General features: G+C 36.7%; 21 protein-coding genes. 17 read left to right on the top strand and 4 right to left on the bottom strand.

Translation table 11 applies throughout. From position 1 onward, the window contains the following. Window positions 1-63: 63 nt before the first annotated feature. The 4 genes from relA to QP437_RS01520 all read left to right on the top strand — a co-directional run bounded on the left by relA (window position 64) and on the right by QP437_RS01520 (window position 5206). Window positions 64-2313, top strand: coding sequence for a GTP diphosphokinase (gene relA / locus QP437_RS01535; RefSeq protein WP_285266704.1), 2250 nt, complete (start codon window positions 64-66; stop codon window positions 2311-2313). A 20-nt stretch (window positions 2314-2333) separates the two neighbouring features. Further along, window positions 2334-2690, top strand: a complete 357-nt coding sequence (locus tag QP437_RS01530) for a diacylglycerol kinase (RefSeq protein ID WP_005695266.1) — start codon at window positions 2334-2336, stop codon at window positions 2688-2690. Window positions 2691-2804: 114 nt separating this feature from the next. Continuing rightward, window positions 2805-4061 (top strand): GntP family permease, encoded by a 1257-nt coding sequence (locus QP437_RS01525; protein ID WP_285266703.1) that lies wholly within the window; start codon window positions 2805-2807, stop codon window positions 4059-4061. A gap of 14 nt (window positions 4062-4075) precedes the next feature. After that, window positions 4076-5206: a glycerate kinase gene (locus QP437_RS01520; RefSeq protein ID WP_285266702.1), complete on the top strand. Its 1131-nt coding sequence runs from the start codon at window positions 4076-4078 to the stop codon at window positions 5204-5206. A 58-nt stretch (window positions 5207-5264) separates the two neighbouring features. On the opposite strand, the gene xerD is transcribed toward QP437_RS01520, so the two are convergent. From xerD to proC, 3 genes are read right to left on the bottom strand one after another with little or no spacing between them, the layout of a single operon-like run. Further along, window positions 5265-6158, bottom strand: a complete 894-nt coding sequence (gene xerD / locus QP437_RS01515; protein WP_005698164.1) for a site-specific tyrosine recombinase XerD — start codon at window positions 6156-6158, stop codon at window positions 5265-5267. Between the two features lie 2 nt (window positions 6159-6160). Next, window positions 6161-7321, bottom strand: a complete 1161-nt coding sequence (locus tag QP437_RS01510; protein ID WP_285266701.1) for a 3-phenylpropionate MFS transporter — start codon at window positions 7319-7321, stop codon at window positions 6161-6163. Further along, complete coding sequence (proC, locus tag QP437_RS01505) at window positions 7321-8136, bottom strand: pyrroline-5-carboxylate reductase (protein WP_285266735.1); 816 nt, start codon at window positions 8134-8136, stop codon at window positions 7321-7323. The genes QP437_RS01510 and proC overlap by 1 nt, the downstream gene beginning before the upstream one ends. A 68-nt stretch (window positions 8137-8204) precedes the next feature. Between proC and rdgC the strand changes: the two genes are divergently transcribed. Next, complete coding sequence (rdgC, locus tag QP437_RS01500) at window positions 8205-9116, top strand: recombination-associated protein RdgC (RefSeq protein WP_285266700.1); 912 nt, start codon at window positions 8205-8207, stop codon at window positions 9114-9116. Window positions 9117-9200: 84 nt separating this feature from the next. On the opposite strand, the gene typA is transcribed toward rdgC, so the two are convergent. Continuing rightward, window positions 9201-11051, bottom strand: a complete 1851-nt coding sequence (gene typA / locus QP437_RS01495) for a translational GTPase TypA (protein ID WP_197570398.1) — start codon at window positions 11049-11051, stop codon at window positions 9201-9203. 248 nt (window positions 11052-11299) lie between these two features. On the opposite strand from typA, the gene glnA reads away from it, so the two are divergent. The 12 genes from glnA (at window position 11300) to QP437_RS01435 (ending at window position 23665) form a co-directional block, all read left to right on the top strand. After that, window positions 11300-12718 carry a type I glutamate--ammonia ligase gene (glnA, locus tag QP437_RS01490; RefSeq protein WP_128786879.1) on the top strand — a complete coding sequence of 473 codons (1419 nt, stop codon included), beginning with the start codon at window positions 11300-11302 and terminating at the stop codon, window positions 12716-12718. Between the two features lie 203 nt (window positions 12719-12921). Next, window positions 12922-14055, top strand: coding sequence for an LPS O-antigen chain length determinant protein WzzB (locus QP437_RS01485; RefSeq protein WP_285266699.1), 1134 nt, complete (start codon window positions 12922-12924; stop codon window positions 14053-14055). A gap of 2 nt (window positions 14056-14057) precedes the next feature. Beyond that, the gene (locus QP437_RS01480; RefSeq protein WP_014064211.1) at window positions 14058-14687 is read left to right on the top strand and encodes an acetyltransferase; all 630 of its coding nucleotides are present in this window, start codon (window positions 14058-14060) and stop codon (window positions 14685-14687) included. A 2-nt stretch (window positions 14688-14689) separates the two neighbouring features. Continuing rightward, the gene (neuB, locus tag QP437_RS01475) at window positions 14690-15727 is read left to right on the top strand and encodes an N-acetylneuraminate synthase (RefSeq protein ID WP_285266698.1); all 1038 of its coding nucleotides are present in this window, start codon (window positions 14690-14692) and stop codon (window positions 15725-15727) included. 14 nt (window positions 15728-15741) lie between these two features. Beyond that, on the top strand, window positions 15742-17001 hold the full coding sequence (locus tag QP437_RS01470; protein WP_285266697.1) for a GDSL-type esterase/lipase family protein: 1260 nt from the start codon (window positions 15742-15744) through the stop codon (window positions 16999-17001). After that, window positions 16998-18167, top strand: coding sequence for a UDP-N-acetylglucosamine 2-epimerase (gene neuC / locus QP437_RS01465; protein ID WP_285266696.1), 1170 nt, complete (start codon window positions 16998-17000; stop codon window positions 18165-18167). The genes QP437_RS01470 and neuC overlap by 4 nt, the downstream gene beginning before the upstream one ends. 62 nt (window positions 18168-18229) lie before the next feature. Next, window positions 18230-18667 (top strand): serine O-acetyltransferase, encoded by a 438-nt coding sequence (locus tag QP437_RS01460; RefSeq protein WP_269446108.1) that lies wholly within the window; start codon window positions 18230-18232, stop codon window positions 18665-18667. A gap of 6 nt (window positions 18668-18673) precedes the next feature. Next, window positions 18674-19867 (top strand): oligosaccharide flippase family protein, encoded by a 1194-nt coding sequence (locus tag QP437_RS01455; protein ID WP_285266695.1) that lies wholly within the window; start codon window positions 18674-18676, stop codon window positions 19865-19867. A gap of 3 nt (window positions 19868-19870) precedes the next feature. After that, a complete protein-coding gene (locus QP437_RS01450; protein ID WP_285266694.1) occupies window positions 19871-20773 on the top strand; it encodes a glycosyltransferase family 52 in 903 nt (300 codons plus the stop codon). A gap of 13 nt (window positions 20774-20786) precedes the next feature. Next, window positions 20787-21860 (top strand): EpsG family protein, encoded by a 1074-nt coding sequence (locus tag QP437_RS01445; protein WP_285266693.1) that lies wholly within the window; start codon window positions 20787-20789, stop codon window positions 21858-21860. Between the two features lie 9 nt (window positions 21861-21869). Continuing rightward, entirely contained in the window at window positions 21870-22841 is a 972-nt protein-coding gene (locus QP437_RS01440) for a glycosyltransferase family 2 protein (RefSeq protein WP_285266692.1), read from the top strand. 8 nt (window positions 22842-22849) lie between these two features. Beyond that, on the top strand, window positions 22850-23665 hold the full coding sequence (locus tag QP437_RS01435; RefSeq protein WP_285266691.1) for a glycosyltransferase: 816 nt from the start codon (window positions 22850-22852) through the stop codon (window positions 23663-23665). The last annotated feature ends 12 nt before the right edge of the window (window positions 23666-23677 follow it).

Below are 23677 nucleotides of genomic sequence, written 5' to 3'. Positions count from 1 at the left end.
TCTTAAAAAGACAACTCGGTTGACAGGATGTCACCGAGCCATATTCATCAACAAGGGGGTATTATGGTTGCAGTTCGTGGTTCTCACTTATTAAATCCGCAAGATTTTGTGATCGAACAATGGTGTTCGAGCCTTAAACTTCCTGCCGCTACTGAAAAATCCCTGATTGATGCCTGGTATCACGCTCAAGCTAAAATAGCTGAACATGCCGATAAAATGGAAAATGCAGTGCTTACATTGCAATCCGGTGTGGAAATGGTGGAAATCCTGCATGAAATGAATATGGACAGTGAGAGTTTGCTCACTGCGATGCTATTCCCATTAGTGGCCAACCAACTCGTAGATTGGGAACAAATTCAAGAAGATTTTGGCCCTAAAATTACCAAATTACTCAAAGGTGTGGAGGAGATGGATAACATCCGTCAGCTCAACGCCAGTCATTCTGCCAATGCTTCCCAAGTAGATAATGTGCGCCGAATGCTCCTTGCGATGGTGGACGATTTCCGCTGTGTGATCATCAAACTTGCCGAACGTATTACCTTTCTTCGCGATGCGGAAAATCATTTTTGCGAAGAAGAAAAAGTACTGGCTGCCAAAGAGTGTTCCAATATTTATGCCCCGTTGGCGAACCGTTTAGGTATCGGTCAATTGAAATGGGAGCTTGAAGATTACTGCTTCCGTTATTTGCATCCAGAACAATATCGAAATATCGCCAAATTATTACATGAGCGTCGTTTAGATCGTGAGCAGTATATTACTGATTTTGTGACAGAATTAACCGGTTATTTAAAAGAAAATATTGATCAGGTTGAGGTTTACGGTCGTCCAAAACATATCTATAGCATTTGGCGAAAAATGCAAAAGAAACATCTGGAATTCAGTGGTTTATATGATGTGAGAGCGGTTAGAATTATCGTGCAAAAATTGCAAGATTGTTATACCGCGCTTGGTATCGTACATACCCATTTCAAACACTTACCAAAAGAATTTGATGACTATGTCGCCAATCCTAAACCGAATGGCTATCAATCCATTCATACTGTGGTATTGGGCAAAGGCGGTAAGCCGATTGAAGTGCAAATTCGTACTCAACAAATGCATGATGATGCTGAACTTGGCGTCGCAGCGCACTGGAAATACAAAGAAGGGACGACGGGTAGCCTTTCTGCTTACGAAGAAAAAATCACTTGGTTGCGTAAATTACTTGCATGGCAAGATGATATTACTGATTCTGGCGAAGTGATGGCCGAATTGCGTAGCCAAGTCTTTGATGACCGAGTATATGTATTTACACCGAAAGGTGAAGTGGTTGATTTACCAGCAGGATCAACCCCTCTTGATTTTGCTTATGCGATTCATAGTGAAATTGGACACCGTTGTATTGGGGCGAAAGTCGGGGGACGTATCGTGCCATTCACTTATCACCTGCAAATGGGTGAGCAAGTGGATATTATTACGCAGAAAAATCCGAATCCAAGCCGAGATTGGGTAAACCCAAATTTAGGGTTTACGCATACGTCAAAAGCGCGTGCGAAAATCCAAGCGTGGTTCAAAAAACAAGATCGTGATAAAAACGTTCCTGCGGGTAAAGAGCTGTTAGATAATGAGCTTGCGCGTTTGAATATCAGTTTAAAACAAGTAGAGCAGGTTGCATTACCTCGTTATAACTTAAAAAATCTTGAAGATTTATATGCGGGTATTGGTAGCGGGGATATTCGTTTAAATCAGTTGGTGAATTTTTTACAAAGCCGATTGATTAAAGTGACGGCTGAAGAGGCGGATCAAGAAATTCTCCGTCATGTGGCGAGCAAAAGTGCGAATACTGCGCAGCAGAAGGCACAACAAAAAGCAGACCAGCAGCAGAAAAAAGGCTATGTAATTGTTGAAGGCGTCGGTAATTTACTGCATCATATGGCACGTTGTTGCCAACCGATTCCAGGCGATGCAATCGCAGGCTACATTACTATGGGACGTGGCATCTCAATTCATCGCTGCGATTGTGAGCAATTTATTGAATTACAAGCTGCACATCCTGAACGCGTGGTGGAAGCCCTTTGGGGGGATGATTATGCGGCTGGTTTCCATATTAATATTCGTATTGTGGCGAGTGATCGCAATGGTTTATTACGCGATATTACGACTGTACTGGCGAATGAAAAAGTCAGTGTACTAGGTGTTTCAAGCCGTGCGGACACCAAAAAACAAGTAGCAACGATGGATATGGAAATTGAACTGAAAAATGTCGAAAGTTTAAGTAAAATACTGGCCAGATTAGCGAAGTTAGACGACGTTATCGAAGCAAAACGTTTATAGATTACAATATAGGAACTTTTATGTATAAAACCACGGGATTAACCCATTTAATTAACTCCACAAAATATTCCTTGCAAGGTTTAAAGAGTGCATTCAAAAATGAAACTGCATTTCGCCACGAATGTTTTCTTGCGTGCATTCTGATTCCGCTCGCATTTTGGCTCGGTGACACTAAAATTGAAATCGCGCTGATGATTTCATCGGTTTTACTCGTGATGGCAGTAGAGCTATTAAATAGTGCAGTTGAAGCAGTGGTGGACCGTATCGGTACAGAACGCCACGAGCTTTCAGGGAGAGCTAAAGACCAAGGCTCAGCAGCGGTATTCATTGCGCTTTGCATCGTTGCCGTTGTTTGGGGAAGTATTTTATTTTTCTAAAGTGCGGTCAATTTTAAGTAAAAATGTCGGCTTATGTGTTTTACATAAGCCGTTTTTGTATAATGTACACAAACATTTATATACCTCAGCGGTATTGGATATAAGTAGGTATTTATGACAACAGTTTCGTCTTTCGGTGCATTAGTTGCGCTTATTGTGGCCATTTTTCTCATTTTGAAAAAAGTCTCGCCAGTCTATGGCATGTTGACGGGGGCTTTGATAGGCGGACTAGTTGGTGGTGCAGATTTATCCGAAACGGTGAACTTAATGATCGGAGGGGCCCAGGGTATTACGACAGCTGTTATGCGAATTTTAGCGGCAGGTGTACTAGCAGGTGTGCTCATTGAATCGGGGGCGGCCAGCACGATTGCCGAAACTATTACACATAAACTTGGTGAAGCAAGAGCGTTATTGGCCTTAGCTTTAGCAACACTGATTTTAACCGCAGTCGGTGTGTTTATTGATGTGGCCGTTATTACGGTTTCCCCGATTGCACTGGCGTTAGCTCGTCGCACCAATTTATCAAAATCAGCCGTTTTATTGGCGATGATTGGAGGGGGTAAAGCAGGAAACTTGATGTCGCCAAATCCCAATGCGATTGCTGCCGCAGATACCTTTCATCTGCCTTTAACGTCGGTAATGGTAGCGGGGATTATCCCCGGGATCTTTGGGTTAGCCTTAACCTATTTCTTAGCAAAACATTTAAAAAACAAAGGCTCTTTTGTATCCGAACAAGAGAGCGTTGCCGTTGATACTCAACATTTACCCTCATTTTTGACCGCACTTGCTGCACCATTAGTGGCCATCTTATTACTTGCGCTACGTCCATTGGCGGACATTAAAGTCGATCCTCTCATTGCATTACCTTTAGGTGGTTTAATTGGTGCGTTATGCATGGGAAAACTTCGCCACGCAAATAGCTACGCAATTAGTGGCTTAGGAAAAATGGCACCGGTGGCGATTATGTTGCTCGGTACAGGGGCTTTAGCAGGCATTATTGGCAACTCTGGCATGAAAGATGTGCTCATTGAAGGCTTAAAACATTCTGGTTTGCCTCCTTATATTCTCGCGCCGATTTCTGGTGTATTGATGTCTCTTGCGACGGCATCAACGACGGCAGGCACAGCGGTCGCATCCAATGTATTTAGCTCAACATTATTGGAACTCGGTGTAAGCAGTCTTGCGGCGGCTGCCATGATCCACGCAGGGGCGATCGTATTCGACAATATGCCACACGGTTCTTTCTTCCATGCGACTGGCGGCAGTGTGAATATGAATATGAAAGAACGATTAAAACTGATTCCTTATGAAAGTGCGATCGGTTTGATTATGACGGTCGTTTCTACGCTCATTTTCGGTGTGTTTTATTGATGTCAGGAGAGTGTATGAAAATTTTGATTGCGCCTGATTCATTTAAAGAAAGTTTAACCGCGCTCGAAGTGGCAAATGCGATCGAAAGGGGCTTTAAACGTATTTTCCCGAATGCTGAATATGTGAAATTACCTATGGCGGATGGTGGTGAAGGTACCGTACAATCCTTGGTAGATGCCACTCAAGGTCGCCTGATTGAAACGGAAGTCACTGCACCGTTAGGCAATCAAGTAAAAAGCTTTTTCGGTTTATCGGGTGAGGGTAAAACGGCGATTATCGAAATGGCAGCCGCATCGGGATTGCATCTTGTTCCAATGGATAAACGCAATCCTTGTCAAACCACCAGTTTTGGTACGGGGGAGCTAATTAAGCAAGCCCTTGACCTTGGTGTTCAACATATCATTTTAGGAATTGGCGGGAGTGCCACAAATGATGGTGGCGCGGGTATGCTGCAAGCATTAGGCTTACGTTTATTGGATAAAAATGGTCAATCCATTGGCTTTGGTGGCGTAGAATTATCTAAAATTGCTGAAATTCAAATGACTGATTTAGATCCTCGATTGCAATACGTGCAAATCGAAGTAGCTTGTGACGTGAATAATCCACTTTGTGGTGAACGAGGTGCCTCTGCGATTTTTGGTCCACAAAAAGGTGCAACGCCTGAGATGGTGAAAGAACTGGATGAGGCATTAGCCCATTTTGCTGAAATCGCTGGGCGAGATTGTGGTAAACAAATTAAAGAGCAGCCAGGCGCGGGGGCGGCAGGTGGTATGGGCGGAGGTTTATTGCTCTTACCCAATGTGCAACTCAAGGCGGGTGTGCAGATTGTGTTAGATAATTTGAAACTTGCTGAACAAGTTAAAGACGCTGATTTAGTGATTACTGGCGAAGGCCGTATGGATGCACAAAGTATCTTAGGTAAGACCCCAATCGGTGTGGCGCGCACAGCGAAACAATTTAATAAGCCAGTCATCGCGATCGTAGGTTGTTTACGTGAGGATTATGAAGTGGTGTATGAACATGGGATTGATGCGGTGTTCCCAATTATCCGTAATCTGGGTGATTTACCGATAGTTCTCAAGCAAGGCGAGCAGAATTTAATCTCAACAGCTCAAAATGTGGCAAGATTGTTGTCATTAAAATAATGTTTTCATACAAAGTGCGGTCATAAAACATAATGAATTATAACCGCACTTTTTGATCTTATCCCCTTGGATGAAATCTTTCATGAAGGTGTTTCAAGCGTTCTTTAGCCACATGAGTATAGATTTGCGTGGTGGAGAGATCGCTGTGTCCGAGGAGCATTTGCACAACACGGAGATCCGCACCGTGGTTCACTAAATGCGTTGCAAAGGCATGACGGAGAACATGTGGTGAAAGGGCATCCGTATCGATTCCCGCTAACACAGCATAATGTTTTATACGATGCCAAAAGGTTTGGCGAGTCATTTGCTGAGCTCGTTGACTTGGAAAGACCACATCTGAACTTTGTCCATTAAGCAAAATAGGACGACCGTAAAGTACGAATTGTCGTACCCAAAACGCGGCTTCTTCTCCCATTGGCACAATGCGTTCTTTGTTACCTTTACCAATCACTCGCACGACACCTTGTTGCAGGTTCATATTCTCAATAGTGAGCGTGACCAATTCCGTGACACGTAATCCTGTGGCGTACAGCAATTCCAACATGGCTTTATCGCGTAACTCGAGCGGAATTTCTACATCTGGCGTATTTAATAAATCCGTGACTTGTTGCTCTGTTAAATATTTAGGCAAACGGCTTGGCAATTTAGGTGAGCTCAGTACGGCACTCGGGTCATCCGTACGATATTTTTCACGATATAAATATTGGAATAATTTCCGCATCGCACTTAGCATTCGTGCAGTGCTAGTAGCTTTGTAACCTTGCTCTAAACGGCTGCCTAGAAATTGTTGCAGATCTAATGGTTCAAGGGTTTCGAGGGATAAATTTTGTTTATCCAACCAGTCACAAAGTGCGGTCAAATCGAGACGATAAGACTGTACGGTGTTTTCAGACAATCCTTTTTCGATCCAATATTCATTCAAGAACAAATCGACTAGCGTGAGATTATTCATGTTTACACTCTATGGGGTAAAAAGGCTTTTACACCACGTGGGGTGATAAATAAACCAATGAATGCAAAGGCAGCCATTAAGCTGAAAGCATAAACTGGCGAAATTGGATAAAGCACACCAGAAAGTGCGGTGAAAATGGCAATGGCTGCACATCCTGCTAAGGCATTGTATAAACCTTGTAATTTCGCAATATGGGTTTGTGGTTGCGTGGTGATGTAACGCACGGTTGCGTAATGTCCCGCAACATAAGTAAGGCTGTGAAAACATTGCAATAGGATGATTTCAACAAAGGTATCGGCATAACCGAAAGCAAGCCAACGTATGATGGCGGCTATTCCTGTGAGATAGAAAAGGGCAGTAATGCTCCAATTTTTGAATAATCGGGTGGAGAAGAAAAAGACGACAATTTCTACTAATACGCTGATTCCCCAAAATAAGCCCGCATCGGAAACAGAATGACCGTGGCTTGTCCAGAAGATAGTGCTGTATGAGTAATAAGCCGCGTGCGATCCTTGAATCAGTGCAATAGCAATAAATAAACGAAGTGTCGTTTTATTTTTGAGTAAGCCTAAAAATCCAACAGAATTTTCGAGCGCACTTTGAGGCTCATCTTGTGGCATTGGATTGGGATGAAGTAATTGCACAATGCTATAGAAAATAAGGATGCCCGTAATCATCCATGTGATGTATTGCTCACCAACCATCCCCGCTAAATACCCAAACACCATCACGCCGACAACAAATGCAAAGGAGCCAATCAAGCGTACTTTGCCGTAATCTAAATGAATTTGTTGTTGCCACGTACTGGCTAGGCTATCACCAATCGGCATGCCCGCCGCATTCACCATGGAATACAAGGCAAGTCCAATAAATAATAACCAGAAATTATGCGACATCAGTCCAATTAACGCCATGGTGATAGCGCTGGCAACAGCTAAGTAACGTAAGCCATTCACTAAAAGGGAAACGCGTTTTATCAAGCCAGAAAATAAAATACTGCCACTAAAACGGAAAATATAACCACAGGCCAGCAATAAACCGATGCTTTCTTCACTATAAGATTGCGTTTTCAACCACGCAGGGAAAAGGGGAAGAAACACACCGTAGGCACAATAGTAACCAAAAAAGCTCAGGGTGAGCCAGGTAAAAGGACGAACTTGCATTAGAATAATTTTTCCATTTCTTGTGAGCGTGCTACGCAGGCTTGCATCGCTTGTTTAATGATGTCGTTAAATTGATGTTGATTGAACACATTTAATGCGGCTGCGGTGGTACCGCCTTTTGAGGTGACATTTTCTCGTAAAGTCGAAAGGGCAGTTTGTGGATTTTCACTCACTAGCTTCGCCGAGCCTAACATAGCTTGTTGTACCAACTCACGAGATTGCTTTTCATCTAAGCCCATTTCTATTAAGCCTTGTTGCATAGCCTCTAAAAATTGGAAGAAGTAAGCAGGGCTGCTGCCAGATGCGGCAGTGACTGCATGCATTTGATCTTCATTCGTTACCCTAGTGGTTTTTCCTACAGATGAAAGTAAATCTTCCGCAAAAGTGCGGTCAGTTTCAGGCGTATTTTTGTCAGCAAATAAGCCTGCCATACCTTCTCCAACTAACGCAGGGGTGTTTGGCATCACGCGAACAATGGATTTTGCTGTTGGAATGAGTTCGGCTAATCGAGCAGTCGAAATACCCGCAGCAATAGAAATGATTAATTTATCAGAAAAATCAACCGCACTTAATGGCTTGCAAACATCAGCAAGCACTTGTGGCTTAACAGCAAATAACACAACTTGGGATTGTTTGATGGATTGCTCGTTGTCTGTCGAAACGGAGATGCCATATTGAGCAAAAAAAGCACGTTTCTCTTCATTAGGATCATTAACGATAATTTTATCAGCTGGATAACCTTGTTTTAATAGGCCTAACACAATGGCTTGTGCCATATTGCCACCGCCGATGAAGGCAATTAATTTCTGTTGCATCATTTTTTCCCGTGAGTTTATGGGCTACAATGTCGCGTATTTTACCCTATTATGAAGGAAGTGTTACGATGTGGTTTAAAAATTTAATGTCATATAGGCTGACTAAGCCCTTAGATTGGGATCTTAATGAATTACAACGCCAGTTGTCAGATTGTGAATTTCATCCTTGTGGCTCACAAGATCAAAGTAAATTCGGTTGGGCGAGTCCCTTGAAAGGCAGTGAACTATTGCATTTTTCAGTGGGTAAACACATTTTATTGGTTGCGAAAAAAGAAGAGAAAATGTTGCCGGCGAATGTGGTGAAACGTGAATTAGATGAACGCATTGAAAGCCTTGAGCAAAAAGAAAACCGTAAATTGAAGAAAACAGAAAAACAAACGTTAAAAGATGATGTGGTGATGAATCTACTGCCACGTGCATTCACTAAAAATCAGCAAACAGCCGTGTGGATTGATACGGAGAATAATCTTGTTCATGTCGATGCTGCATCCAGTAAACGTGCAGAAGATGCCTTAGCATTATTGCGTAAATCACTTGGTTCATTACCCGTTGTGCCATTGGCTTTTGCGAATGAACCTTCGACCATTTTAACGGATTGGATTGTGCAGGAAAAAATTCCGCATTGGTTGGTGGCGTTAGAAGAGGCTGAACTTCGTGGAAGCCAAGAAGACAGTGTGATCCATTGTAAGAAACAGCCTTTAGAAAATGAAGAGATTCTCGCGCTTCTACAAGATGGTAAAAAAGTGGTGAGCAAGCTTGCATTAGAATGGGAAGATACGCTGACTTTTGTGTTTAATGAAGATTGCACGCTCAAACGTTTGAAATTTGCTGATGCCGTGCGTGAGAAAAATGCGGATATTTTAAAAGAAGATTATGCGCAACGCTTTGATGCTGATTTTGTATTAATGACGGGCATTTTATCTAAACTGACAGAAAACTTACTCGATGAATTCGGTGGCGAGAAAGTAAGATTAGGCTAGTTTTAATCATGAAATAAAAAAGGCGAACATCATGTTCGCCTTTTGTTTGTTTAAAAGTGCGGTCAAATTTCCGCACGTTTTTAATTAGTGTGTACTCGTACTGGTTGTCGTACGGTTTGCACGTTTACGATCGTTTTCCGTTAAGAGTTTTTTACGGATACGGATCGACTCTGGTGTCACTTCCACTAACTCGTCATCATCGATAAACTCGATAGCTTGTTCAAGGGAGAATTTTACCGGTGTAGTTAATACGATTGCATCATCTTTACCCGATGCACGCATATTGGTGAGTTTTTTACCTTGTAAACAGTTTACGGTTAAGTCATTTGTACGGCTGTGAATACCGATGATTTGGCCTTCGTAAACTTCTACGTTAGCTTCGATCATTAATTTACCACGCTCTTGTAAACCAAATAGCGCATAAGCTAATGCTTTACCGGTTGCGTTAGAAATTAATACACCGTTTTTACGTTGGCCGATTTCACCTGGTTTGATGTCATCGTAGTGATCGAAACTGGAGTAAAGTAAACCGGTACCAGACGTCATAGTCATGAATTCACCACGGAAACCGATCAAGCCACGGCTTGGAATAATGTATTCTAAACGTACACGACCTTTGCCATCTGGCATCATGTCACGAACTTCACCTTTACGGATACCTAATGCTTCCATAACAGAACCTTGATGCTGTTCTTCTACGTCGATAGTCACTTGCTCATAAGGCTCTTGTTTTCTGCCGTTGATTTCACGGTAGATTACTTTAGGGCGAGAAACCGCAAGCTCATAACCTTCACGACGCATATTTTCAATTAATACAGAAAGGTGTAATTCACCACGGCCAGAAACACGGAATTCATCTGGGTTTGGTGTTTCTTCTACGCGTAATGCCACATTGTGAACTAACTCTTTGTTTAAACGTTCAAGAATTTGACGAGAAGTCACATATTTACCTTCTTGACCCGCAAACGGAGAAGTATTTACACAGAAGAACATGGTTACAGTTGGTTCATCAACGGTTAATGAAGGTAGTGCTTCAACCGCGTTGATATCACAAAGCGTGTCAGAAATATTTAATTCACCTAAACCAGTAATCGCAATGATGTCGCCCGCATAAGCGATATCTTCTTCATAACGTTGTAAACCAAGGTGACCTAATACTTGACCCACACGGCCTTGGCGAGTTTTACCTTCGCCATCAATAATTGTTACAGGTTGATTTGGTTTGATTGCACCACGTTTGATACGACCGATACCGATAACGCCCACATAGCTGTTATAGTCTAATTGTGAGATTTGCATTTGAAATGGTGCATCAAGTTCTACTTTTGGCGGTTCAACGTGTTGAACGATCGCTTCAAATAACGGCGTCATATCTTCCGCTAATTCTTCGTGTTCAAGACCTGCGACACCATTTAATGCAGAGGCATAGATAATCGGGAAGTCTAATTGCTCATCGGTTGCACCAAGGTTAACGAATAAATCGAATACTTGATCCACAACCCAATCAGGACGGGCGCCTGGACGGTCAACTTTGTTGATAACTACAATTGGTTTTAAACCATGAGCAAAGGCTTTTTGGGTTACGAAACGTGTTTGTGGCATTGGGCCGTCAAAGGCATCTACGACTAAAAGTACAGAGTCCACCATAGAAAGTACACGTTCTACTTCACCACCGAAGTCGGCGTGTCCTGGGGTATCTACGATGTTAATGCGATAATCATTCCAGTTAATTGCGGTATTTTTTGCAAGAATGGTAATGCCACGTTCTTTTTCAAGATCGTTTGAGTCCATTACGCGTTCATCAACATCACCACGAGTTGATTCAAATGTACCGGATTGTTGAAGAAGTTTGTCAACGAGGGTGGTTTTACCATGGTCAACGTGAGCGATAATTGCGATATTGCGCAATTTATTAATATCAATGTCGTTTTTCATTTATTACGTTCTTAATGTTTAAGTTTTGTAGGGTGGAATTTTTATGCCACCGAATAGTCCAAGTAGTTTGAATTAGTGAGTAAACCCACTCTACGAGAATCTCGAAAGGGCAAAAATTATACACGATATTTCGTTACTCTGCTATGCCAGTGTTTAAAATAAATCCCATGAAAAAAGTAAGCGGTTGCGTTATAATGCTCCTTTAATTTTTATAAAGATTATATACATAGCAAAATAGAGGACTCCTTATGCCAAATGCAAATGCAATTGCCAACGTATTCAAACTGATCGAAGAGAACGATATTAAGTTCGCGCTACTTCGTTTCACCGACATTAAAGGTAAAGAACACGGTGTTTCTATCCCAGTTAGCCTTGTTGATGAAGATATGTTTGAAGATGGCAAAATGTTCGATGGTTCTTCTGTTGAAGGTTGGAAAACCATTAACAAAGCCGATATGCTTTTAATGCCAATCGCTGAGACTGCGGTAGTCGATCCATTTGCGCAGATCCCAACCCTCTCTATTCGTTGTAGTATTTATGAACCAACAACCATGCAAAGCTATGATCGTGACCCGCGTTCAATTGCCATTCGTGCCGAAAACTATATGCGTTCAATCGGTATTGCGGATCAAGCATTCTTTGGTCCAGAACCCGAGTTCTTCTTATTTGATGATGTCCGTTTTGATGTATCAATGAACCGTGCTTCTTTTGCCGTTGATGACATTGAAGCGGCTTGGAACACCAACAAAAAATACGAAGATGGTAACAACGCTTATCGTCCATTGAAAAAAGGCGGTTACTGTGCAGTTGCTCCAATTGATACAGCACATGATATTCGCTCTGAAATGTGTTTGATTTTAGAAGAAATGGGCTTAGTAGTAGAAGCTCACCACCATGAAGTGGCGACTGCAGGTCAAAATGAAATTGCAACGAAATTCAATAGCTTAACCTTGAAAGCGGATGAAACTCAAATCTATAAATATGTTGTACAAAACGTTGCATTAGAACATGGTAAAACCGCTTGCTTTATGCCAAAACCAATCACAGGTGATAATGGTTCGGGTATGCACTGTAATATGTCATTAAGCAAAGACGGTAAAAATATTTTCCAAGGTGATAAATATGCAGGTCTTTCTGAAACCGCACTTTATTACATTGGCGGTATTATTAAGCATGCTAAAGCATTAAATGCATTCACTAACCCAAGTACGAATTCATATAAACGTTTAGTACCAGGTTTTGAAGCGCCAGTATTGTTGGCTTACTCTGCAAGCAACCGTTCTGCTTCAATCCGTATCCCAGCAGTAACCAACCCGAAAGCAATTCGTATTGAAGCGCGTTTCCCAGATCCATTGGCAAACCCATATCTTGCATTCGCTGCGCTATTAATGGCAGGCCTTGATGGTGTGGTAAACAAAATTCATCCAGGTGATGCAATGGATAAAAATCTTTACGATCTTCCACCAGAAGAATTAAAAGATATTCCAGCAGTAGCGAGCTCACTAGAAGAAGCATTGAATTCATTAGAAAAAGACTATGAATTCTTAACGCAAGGTGGTGTATTTGCTAAAGACTTTATCGAAGCATTTATTAGTGTTAAACGTAAAGATGTGGAGCGTTTAAATATGACACCACATCCAGTTGAGTTTGAGATGTATTATGCGTAATTAGTGTGTAATTAATTGATTTTAATATATAAAAGGTTTCGCTTGTTAAGTGATGCCTTTTTTTATTTATATCAATAACTTATTTTGTTATTACGATTAGTTATTTTTCATTAAGATTATTTTAATTCCCTTGTTAGAGCAGGGGAAGTCAGGTAGAATGCGATAAACTTATAGTATGTTTAATTGACCTGAAAGGATTAATAATGAGTGATAGTCGTTATCAAAAACTAAACGAGTCGGATGAGATTGATTTGGTTGAATTAGTTAAAAATCTGTGGAAGAAAAAGCTATGGATTATTTTATCTGCTTTCGTTTGTACTGCCATTTCGGCAGGCTATGCTTTTACAGCTAAAGAGCAATGGACATCTAAATCAGTAGTAATTGCGCCCAAGGTGGCCAATTTAGGCGATTATTTATCATTTCGTAGTGAATACGCATCTATTCTAGATATCAAAGATTTTTCTCAAGATAAAGTTTCAGAAAAGGTATTTAATGACTTTAAAACGGCTTTATTTTCACGTAGCTTGAAAGAGGTATTCTTTTCTCAATCTGCCTGGTTTAACACTAATGCAGCTAAAAATACTAATTCCGAAGAGGCTAAACAAAAACAGCTATCCAATTTGATCGATAAAAATCTGATTGTTACCGTACCAGATCCTAAAAAAGATCCAAATGCAATTGGAGTGAATGTGAGTTTTGCTGCTGAGACTCCAAAAGATGCGCAGAATGTGTTATTGGACTATATCCAGTTTGTAAACCAATGGGTGCTTGCTGAAAATAAAAAAGACTTTCTAGCGAATATTAATTTGGTGCTTAGTGGATTAGATGTTCAGAAAAACAAGATTGAACGCGATACAGAAACTGTGCGTCAAATTCAGTTAGAAAACCTTACAACGGCATTAGATATTGCAAAATCAGCTGGGATTAAAGATTATTCAAAATCTTTAAGTGGTAATGTAAGCGTACCAGAAGTATTGTTAGGTGATGCGAAGGTGCCATTTAGTGATTCTAAACTCAGTGATGGATCATATTTATTTATGTTAGGAGAAAAGTACTTACAAGCTCAGGTTGATACATTGAAAAATGCCCCTTTAGTCTATCCTCTGAATTATTATAATATTGAAAAACAAGCTAACTTATTAAATGTATTAGAGAAAAAAGTAGAGAAAGAAGGTGCTGTTAGCGGATATTATTATTTAAGTGAACCAGACTATCCGGTGATTAAAGATAAGCCCCAAAAAGGATTAATTATTGTAATTGGGTTTATTATTGGTTTGATGATTTCTAGTTTTATTATTTTGTTGAGTTCATTGATTCAAAGTACTAAAAAACGTTAATAATGAAAAAGAAAGTAGTTTTTATTGGCGCAGGTGGCTATGCGAAATCTGTACTAGATTCTTTAGATTTATCAAGATATGAATTTTGTGGGTTCATTGATAATTTTAAACCAGAAGGAACGAGTCATTTAGGTTATCCAATTCTTGCTAAAACGATTGATGATTTCCAAGAAAGGGAACATTACAGTTTTTTTATAAGTATCGGAAATAACACTTATCGCCTAGATAAATATTTAAAGCTTATGAAATATCAATGTGACGTTATTAACATCATTGATAAAACAGCGGTCGTATCTAACAACTCTTCTCTAGGTAGAGGGGTTTTTGTAGGGAAAATGGCCATAGTGAATAGCGGTGTTACTATTGGAGATAATGTCATTATCAATACTAAGTCATTAATTGAGCATGGTTGTTGTATTGGTGATCACAGTAATATTTCTACAAATAGTACATTAAATGGTGATGTTATAATTGAAGATTATTGTTTTATTGGAAGCTCATCGGTGATCACTGGTCAATTGAGAATTGGGGAAAGTGCTGTTGTTGGTGCAGGTGCAGTTGTAATTCGTAACGTAAAACCTCGTACTATTGTTGCTGGTGTTCCAGCAAAATTTATTAAGGAAGTAGAATAAAAATGAGTCAAGTATTTATTGTTGCAGAAATTGGTTGTAATCATAATGGAAATCCTGAGTTAGCAAAGAAAATGATAGATGTTGCAAAGGAATGTGGTGTTGATGCAGTTAAATTTCAAACATTTAAAGCAGATAAACTGATTTCAAAATATGCTCCGAAAGCGGAATACCAAAAAGCAACTACAGGTACTGCAGATAGTCAGCTTGAAATGACTCGTAAACTAGAGCTTTCTTATGATGAGTTTCGTAAATTAGAAGCTTATGCGCGTTCTTTAGAGTTAGAAGTGTTTTCTACGCCATTTGATATGGAGTCCATTGATTTTCTTGCTAGTGAAAAGCAAAAAGTATGGAAGATTCCATCTGGCGAGCTAACTAACTTACCTTACTTAGAGAAAATTGCTAGTTTGCCGATTGAAGGAAAAAGCGTGGTAATTTCAACAGGAATGGCGACTATTGAAGAGATCAAAGATGCTTTATCTATATTAGAAAAAAATGGTATGAAGAAAGAAGAGATTACTATTCTTCACTGTAATACCGAATACCCAACCCCTTATGAAGATGTAAATTTAAATGCGTTTTATCAGTTAAAAACATTATTCTCTGATTATAATTTGGGTTTTTCAGATCATTCTGTAGGTTATTTTACAGGGCTTGCAGCTGTGCCGTATGGTATTACTTTCATTGAAAAACATTTTACTTTAGACAAAAATTTTGAAGGTCCAGATCATAAAGCATCTGTGACACCAGAGGAATTGAAATTGCTTTGCGAAGGAATTCGAGCAGTCGAAAAATCATTAGGTTCTTCTGAGAAAATTGTTACTGTTTCTGAAGCTAAAAACAAAATTGTGGCTCGTAAATCCATTATTGCAGCTCGCCCAATTAAAAAAGGCGAAACCTATACGACTGAGAATTTGACCACTAAACGTCCAGGAAATGGTATTAGTCCGATGTGTTGGTATGATATTTTAGGTAAAGATGCGGAAATGGATTTTGAAGAAGATCAATTAATTCAAGATAGTCGTTTCTCAAATCAAGAATAAGAGCGGTTAAAATTATGAAGAAAATTGCAATTATTACAGCGAGATCAGGCTCAAAAGGGTTACCTAATAAAAATGTTTTATTTGCAAATGGTAAACCACTAATGGCTTATAGTATTGAGGCTGCATTAGAAAGTGAAGAGTTTGAAAAGATTATCGTAAGTACAGATTCTCAAGAATATATTGATTTACTTTCTCATTATCCGATTGAATTTATAAAACGTTCTGCCGAGCTATCCTCAGATAAAGCAAGTTCTTTTGTCGTAATTGAAGATGTATTGAATCGATATAGTCATGTTGATTATGATTATTTTGTATTGCTGCAACCGACTTCACCATTAAGAACTGCTCAACATATTCAAGAAGCGAATAAAAAATTTGAAGCACATTTTGATAAATTTGATTTTTTAGTTTCTGTATCTGATGCGCATAAACCAACAACATTAACCCGTCCAATTGATGAGGATGAGAGTTTAAAAAACTTTAAATTAGATTATTCTAATTATGCTCGCCAGCAATATCATCCAGAGTATTCACCAAATGGGGCAATTTTTTCTGCAAAACCTCAGGCTTATTTAGAGCAAAAACACTTCTATGGAGAGAAGTGTGTTGCGTATTTTATGGCTAAAGAAGTTTCAGTTGATATTGATGATCGTCTTGATTTCGAATATTTCTATTTTATTCTTCAGCAACGTAATAAAGATAAAATCCTATTAGAAACAATCAAAAAAACAATATCCGCTAAGAAAGATAATTTTAATCAAACAAAAGAAATCAGCTTAATTGGTCACTCAATTTTAGATTATTGGAATATTGAAGAAGTTAACAACCAAGCCGTTAATAATTTAGCTATTGCGGGGATTACTACTAAACAATATATTGATTTGATTCTAGATCAAGGATTGATTAAATCTTTAGGTAATAAAGCTATTTTGATGTTTGGAACTAATGATATCGTGTATGCTGATTGGACAAAAGAGCAAATTTTATCAGACATTCAGAAAGTTATTGAAAAACTAAAAGCAATCAATAATAACATTCAGCTTTATTTCTTAGAAATTACCCCTGTGGCCTTAAGGATTGATCGTAATAATGCAGTGATTAGAGAACTTAACGCATTTCTAAAAGAAAATCTTAAATCTGCAAGATGGATTGCTCTAGATAGCAGATTTAGTGATCACTATGGCAAATTAAACTTAGATTACACTAATGATGGCTTACATTTGAATGAACAAGGCTATCAGTTATTGGAAGAGATCATCAAATCAGAGCTATGACGAAAAAGAGAATTGCCTATGTAACAGGCTCACGTGCTGAATACGGTATTGTTAAGCGCTTACTAAGACGATTACAAGAAGACAATGAGTTGGATTTTTCATTGATTGTAACCGCTATGCACCTTGCTCCTCAATATGGAAATACCGTAAATGTGATTGAGCAAGATGGGTTTAATATTTCTGAGAGAATAGCAGTAAAACTTGATAGCCAAAATAACCAAACAATTTTAACTTCAATGGCTGAAACCCTCGATCTCTTTGGTAAACATTTCCAGAAAAATCATTATGATGCAGTAATGGTATTAGGTGATCGTTATGAAATACTTTCTGTAGCAACGGCTGCTGCAATGCATAACATTCCATTAATTCATTTGCATGGTGGCGAGCAAACATTAGGCAATTATGATGAGTTTATTCGCCACTGTATTACAAAAATGGCAAAACTGCATCTCACAGCGACAGAAGTATATCGTAAACGAGTGATTCAGCTTGGCGAACTTCCTGAAAGTGTGCATAACATTGGCTCTCTTGGGGCTGAAAATGGACTAAGTTTAGAATTGCCATCAAAAGAGCGGTTGTTTTTTAAGTTAAATTTGCAAAATAAACTGTATTTTATGGTTGCATTTCATCCTGAAACTATTACTGGGCAATCTGTAGAAGAGCAAGTTGATCAGCTTCTTTTAGCATTAGATTCCTTTAAGTCAGATTATCAATTTGTGTTTATTGGATCTAATTCTGACACGCATTCCGATGTCATATTTGCCAAAGTAAAAAGTTATGCAGATGAAAATCGATTTGCATTTTTCACATCGGTAAAACCGGAGGAATATTTAGCTTTAATTAAGTATTCAAAAGGGTTAATAGGTAATAGTTCATCAGGTTTGTTAGAAGCGCCTTCTTTACAAGTAGGAACAGTAAATATTGGGAAAAGGCAAGAAGGACGCGTTCGTGGCGAATCAGTTATTGATGTAGAAAGTAATCGACAATCTATTGAACAAGGGATTCAACATTTATTATCTGATGATTTCCAAAAACGCTTGCCTACAATGGTAAATCCATATTATCAAGATAGTTCATCGGAAAAGGCTTATGGGCTGATTAAAGCATTTTTAGCTGGTGAGAATGAAAATAAACCGAAGCGGTTTTATGATTTAGAGAATAAGTAATGAAATTGTATAGATTTTTTTTAAGGTCATTAAGTGAGGAGTTGATCTTTTTAATAAGATTGATGCAACGTTTTAATCAAAATATAGAAAGATATAAAGATAGTAAATTTCTTCGTAAAATTAATAGTCTATTGGTCTTTTTATTGCATAAAAGGATATTTCGTAAGTTTGCTTGTGATATTACGCCTAGTTGTAAATTAGGTAATGTTGTTTTTCGCCATCCTACAGGAATTGTCATTGGTGGTGGAGCAGTGCTAGCTGATGGAGTTATTATCCATCAGAATGTTACTTTCGGTGCATTAAGGTTTGACGAGAAAGAAAAAAGAGGTATACCATGTCAGCAAATTGTTGGTCAAGATACTATTATAGGATGTGGGGCAAAGGTTTTAGGTGATATTACTATTGGTAAAAATTGCATAATAGGCGCTAATGCTGTAGTTACAAAAGATGTTCCTGATGGCACAACGGTTGTTGGTTTTAATACTTTCATTTATAAATGATAATTTATGATCTTAAAAGATAGTGTTATTTACTTAATAGGTGAGATAGTTGCTAAAATTTTCCCATTTTTACTGTTACCTTATTTGTCTAGAAAATTAGGTGTAAACGGCTTTGGGGAATTATCCTATTATCAAACAATATTATCTTTACTTATTATTATTATTAGTTTCAGTCAAGAAGGTGCTGTTACAAGGTACTTTTATTTTTATGGAAAGCGCTCGATAAATTTGATCTTATTTTCAGGATATGCTTACGCCTTACTGATAGGTTCCGTAGGATTGTTATTTTGCTATTTTTTTCATTCTGAAATTTTAGCATACTTAATTTTGATCTCAATTTTCCAAACTTTCTTAACAGTTCAATTATGTATAAAACAGTGTCAGAAAAAGGCAATCTCGTATACTTTAATTCAAATTGGAAGTGCATTGTTGACAACATTATTAACGGTATTATTTTTGGAGTTCTCTCACAGTGATCTTGTTGGCAAGCGATTTCTTGCACTATTCTTAGGTAACTTAATAATATTTATATTGGTTTATTTTTCCTATTTTAGGGAGCATAGAAGAAAGTCTTTTAATATAGCAGAGTATCAAAAAGGTTTTCTATATTTTCTAGGATTTGGTATTCCGTTAGCTTTTCATCAGATCAGCATGTTTATAAAAGGTCAATTAGATCGAGTATTTATTTATAATAAATTTACTGAATCTGAATTAGGTCTTTATGCTATGGGGGCTCAAATTGCGTTGGTGCTTGCAGTCATTATTCAAGCAATAAATAAGGCTGCAATACCTTATTTTTATGAAGCATTAAAACAAAAGAAGATTACTTTACAGAAAGTACACCAACTAACATTGCTTTCATTACTTTTAATTCCTATTCCTTCTATTATTATGTGGGCAATTCCAGAGGAATTTGTGATTTTTGTTTTAGGAGAACAGTTCTGGGGAACAAAGTACTATATTATTATGTTCCTTATTGCCACAATGTTCTCGGTACCTTATCTAATTTTAGTAAATTACCTTTTCTTTTACGGAAAGAATAAATGGATATCATTATGCTCAATCCTTTCTACAATACTGTATTTAGGAGGGTTGTCAATCTTTATGCAATTTGGGGTTGAATATGTCCCCTTTGCTAGCATATTAGGAGCAGGTGTTATACTTCCTTTTTTATATGTCATGACATCGAGAGTTAAATAAAATATGAATTTAATTATATGCACAACCCCTTTACAAACTCTTTTAGCAAAAGAGATAGTTAAAAACTATGAAGATGAGGAATTTTACGGAATATTATTTTCTAATCATTTTTCCAAGAAAGTGGATAGATATTTTAATTTATTTGGTGTTTTATGTCATATTTTAAATAAGATTTATTATAAAAGTTCAATAAAGTTAGTATGCCTTATTTTGTATTACAAGATTAAATTCTTTAATAAAAAATTTGATAAGATCTTTGTTGCAAATATAGAAAATATATTGACTCAATCAATTATTTCATCTCTCAAGTTTAATGAGCTAATAACATTTGATGATGGAACTGCTAATATTTTGAAAAACAGTATGCTTTATCAAAATAATGAAAGCTGGAAGCTTAAGTTTATTAAGTTTATCTTTATGATCGATCATGATATTAATACATTAAAAGATATATCGTCTTTACATTATACTATATATGATATGGATAATATTATAAAAAATACCAAAAGAATCTCTATGTTTAAATTTAATAATAGTGTTGGTAATGCTCTTAACGGTGTATTAAAAATATGCTTAGGGCAAAGATTGTATAATGATGATACTAAAAATGTAGATTTGTTTAAAAAAATAATAGATAAATATAATATTGATTATTACCTCCCTCACCCCAAAGAGAGCTTTGTTGTCGATGGAGTGAAGTATTATGATTCAGATTTAATTTTTGAAGATATCATCTGTAATGAATTAAATAATTATAAAGAGATATATGTATATACTATATATAGTTCAGCGATTATAAATATATTGGGTGAAAATAGAATTCATCCAGTGTCTATTCAGGTAGAAGGATTTGAAAAAGAATCGGAATTGATGAGAAAATTTGATATTCTAATTGAGAAATTATAGGTTTGGCTAATCTATGTTAGAAACATTTTTTATATACTATTTAATGTTTGGCAGTAGTGTTATATTCATTTTCGCCTCTGAGAATTGCAGCAATAGAATTGCTAAACACATATTGGTATTATTTTCTCTTATTCCTTTATTTTTAATTTCTGGATTAAGAGAAAATACAGGTGCAGACTATGAGAATTATGTATATATATATAAAAACCTAGATTATTACCATTCACAGTGGCCTTTGGAGCTCGGTTTTTACTATTTGAATAAGTTATATAGTTATTTAGGTCTGCATGTGCAGTTTATTTTTTTGACTATGGCATTTATTCAGTGTTTATTTTTATATCTTTCCCTTATAAAGGTAAGGAAACCTTCTTTATTTTTGACTTTTTATATTCTTATTTTCTATTTAGATAGTTTAAATATAGTTAGGCAGAGTGTCGCTATGTCTATAGTTTTATATTCTTGTATACTGCTCCTATATGATAAATTAACTATTAAATTCTTTTTTTTAATCGGCCTAGCCTCTTTTTTTCATAATGTTTCATTAATTTTTGCTCCATTATTTTTTATACGAAATTTTCATTTAAATAAGACTTTTATGTTGTTAGTTATCCTAACATTTCTTATTGTGTTAAAGTTTGATTTGCTTGGTTTATTGATTAGTCCTGATTATTTTTCTGGTACAAAGTATGAAGCATATTTTTTTATAGATGAGTATGCTAAAGAGGCAGATTTCGGTAGTGGAATAGGGGTTATATTCCAATATTTTATAATATTTCCTATATTGTTCTTTAGAAATAAGCTTTTTGAGAGTGATAAATATAATTTCGTATTGTTTTCTAATGCTCTTGTTTGTATTGCATTCGCTGTCTCCATGAAGTTTTATATCTTTAATAGAGTGTTGTCAGCTCTTAGTATTTCTCTTTTATTATCTGTTGAGCTTATATACTTTTCTAAGATTAAAGTTAGGAAGTTAATTGTTTTGGTTTATTTTTTATTTTCTTTTATTTTATTTTCAAAAGATATTTATGATAGTTTTGGAAATCATGCTAATAAAAGAATTTCACCATATATTAGTATTTTAAATTGAGTATAACTTATGAGATTTTCTGTAATTGTCCCTGCTTATAATGTGCAGGATTATATCGTTAGTTGTATAGATAGTATTTTAAAGCAATCTTTTAGGGATTATGAAATTATCTTGGTGAATGATGGTTCTACCGATGCTACATTTGAGCATTGTCAAGAATTGTGCAAAAAAAATACATGTATAAAATTAGTTAATAAGGAAAATGGTGGTCTCTCTAGTGCAAGGAATGTCGGGATAAATCAAGCAGAAGGTGATTACTTATTATTTTTAGATGGTGATGATTTTTGGAGAGATGATGATTTCTTGGAAAATCTTAATTGTATAATTGAAACTAATTCACCAGATACAATAATTTTCCCTTACTCTTATTATTACGCCAAGGATAGAATTAAGGAGTATCAGTTTAATTTATCTGAAATATCTTCCAGTTCAAATAACTTTTCTGATAACTTATATTCGTTGATTGATAATGGTATATGGTATCCATCTGCATGTAATAAATGTATAAGAAGGGATATTGTAGCTATTAATAATATTTCATTTCCCTTAAATATGACATCAGAAGATGTGAAGTGGTGTTTTGAGCTTTCACAGCATATAGCCTCTTATTATATTTATAATAAAGGAGTTTATATGTATAGACAAAATAGGGAAGGAAGTATTAGTTATAAGCTTAAAATGAAAAATCTAGAAGATCTATTTTTAAATATAGAAAATGTACTTTCAGGTTCAAAGAAGAACAGGGATGCTGATTATTTGTATTTATCGCATTATTATTTGGAAGTTATACCTTATGTGATGCCATTTTTAAAAAACCCTGATGTTAAACGTATGTTAAGTAAATATAAATGGCTTTCTAAGTATTCAAAGAATACGAGAAATAGCAAAAAAAGGGTTATTTATTTTTGTTTAACATATATGGGCTTTAGATTATCTAGTCTTTTATTAAGTATTTTAGTTAAGTTGTATAAGTTGATATAAGGTGCAATATGAATCTTTCAGTATTAATGTCTATTTATTATAAGGAAAAGCCTGAATATTTTCATCAAACAATGGAAAGTATTTGGACCAATCAAACATTAAAACCAGATGAAATTATTTTGGTTCAAGATGGACCTTTAACAATAGAACTAGAAGAAATTATTGCCAAATGGGTGTTAGTATTAGGCGACAAATTGAAAACAGTTCCTTTGGAGCAGAATGTTGGTCTAGGTAATGCGCTAAGTATTGGGTTTAAAAAGTGTAGTGGGGATTTTATTGCACGAATGGACACAGATGATATAGCAATGCCAGAGCGCTTTGAAAAGCAAATATCTTTCTTAAAACAACATCACAATGTTGATGTAGTTGGAACTTGGATTTCTGAAATTGATGAAAATGGACTTCTTACGAGAAATGTAGTTAAGTATCCACTATTTCATAACGAGATGGTTCCATTTTTTGAAAAGCGAGATCCAATGCCGCATGTTACTGTTATGTTTAGAAGAGAATTTTTCTCTGATAGTGTGTGTTATAGTGGAAAATTGAGAATGGCAGAAGATACTCTACTATGGTATCAGGGATTGTTAAATAATCGTATTTTTGCCAATATTGAGTATATAGGTGTTCAGGTTAGAACGAGTAAAGATTTTTTTGCAAGACGAGCCGATTATAAGAAATCTATTGATTTATTAAAATTCCGCCTATTTCATATAAATAGAGATTTAAATTATGGTATTAAAGCCGATATCTATGCAATTGCTTATTTTTTGATGTCTATTTCTCCAAGTTTTGTGAAAAAATTATTATATAAATTATTTAGATAGAAAGGATAAAAA

Source organism: Haemophilus sp. UMB1048 (genome assembly GCF_030218125.1).
Classification (GTDB): domain Bacteria; phylum Pseudomonadota; class Gammaproteobacteria; order Enterobacterales; family Pasteurellaceae; genus Haemophilus_D.
This window is presented reverse-complemented; position numbering and strand designations above follow the sequence as displayed.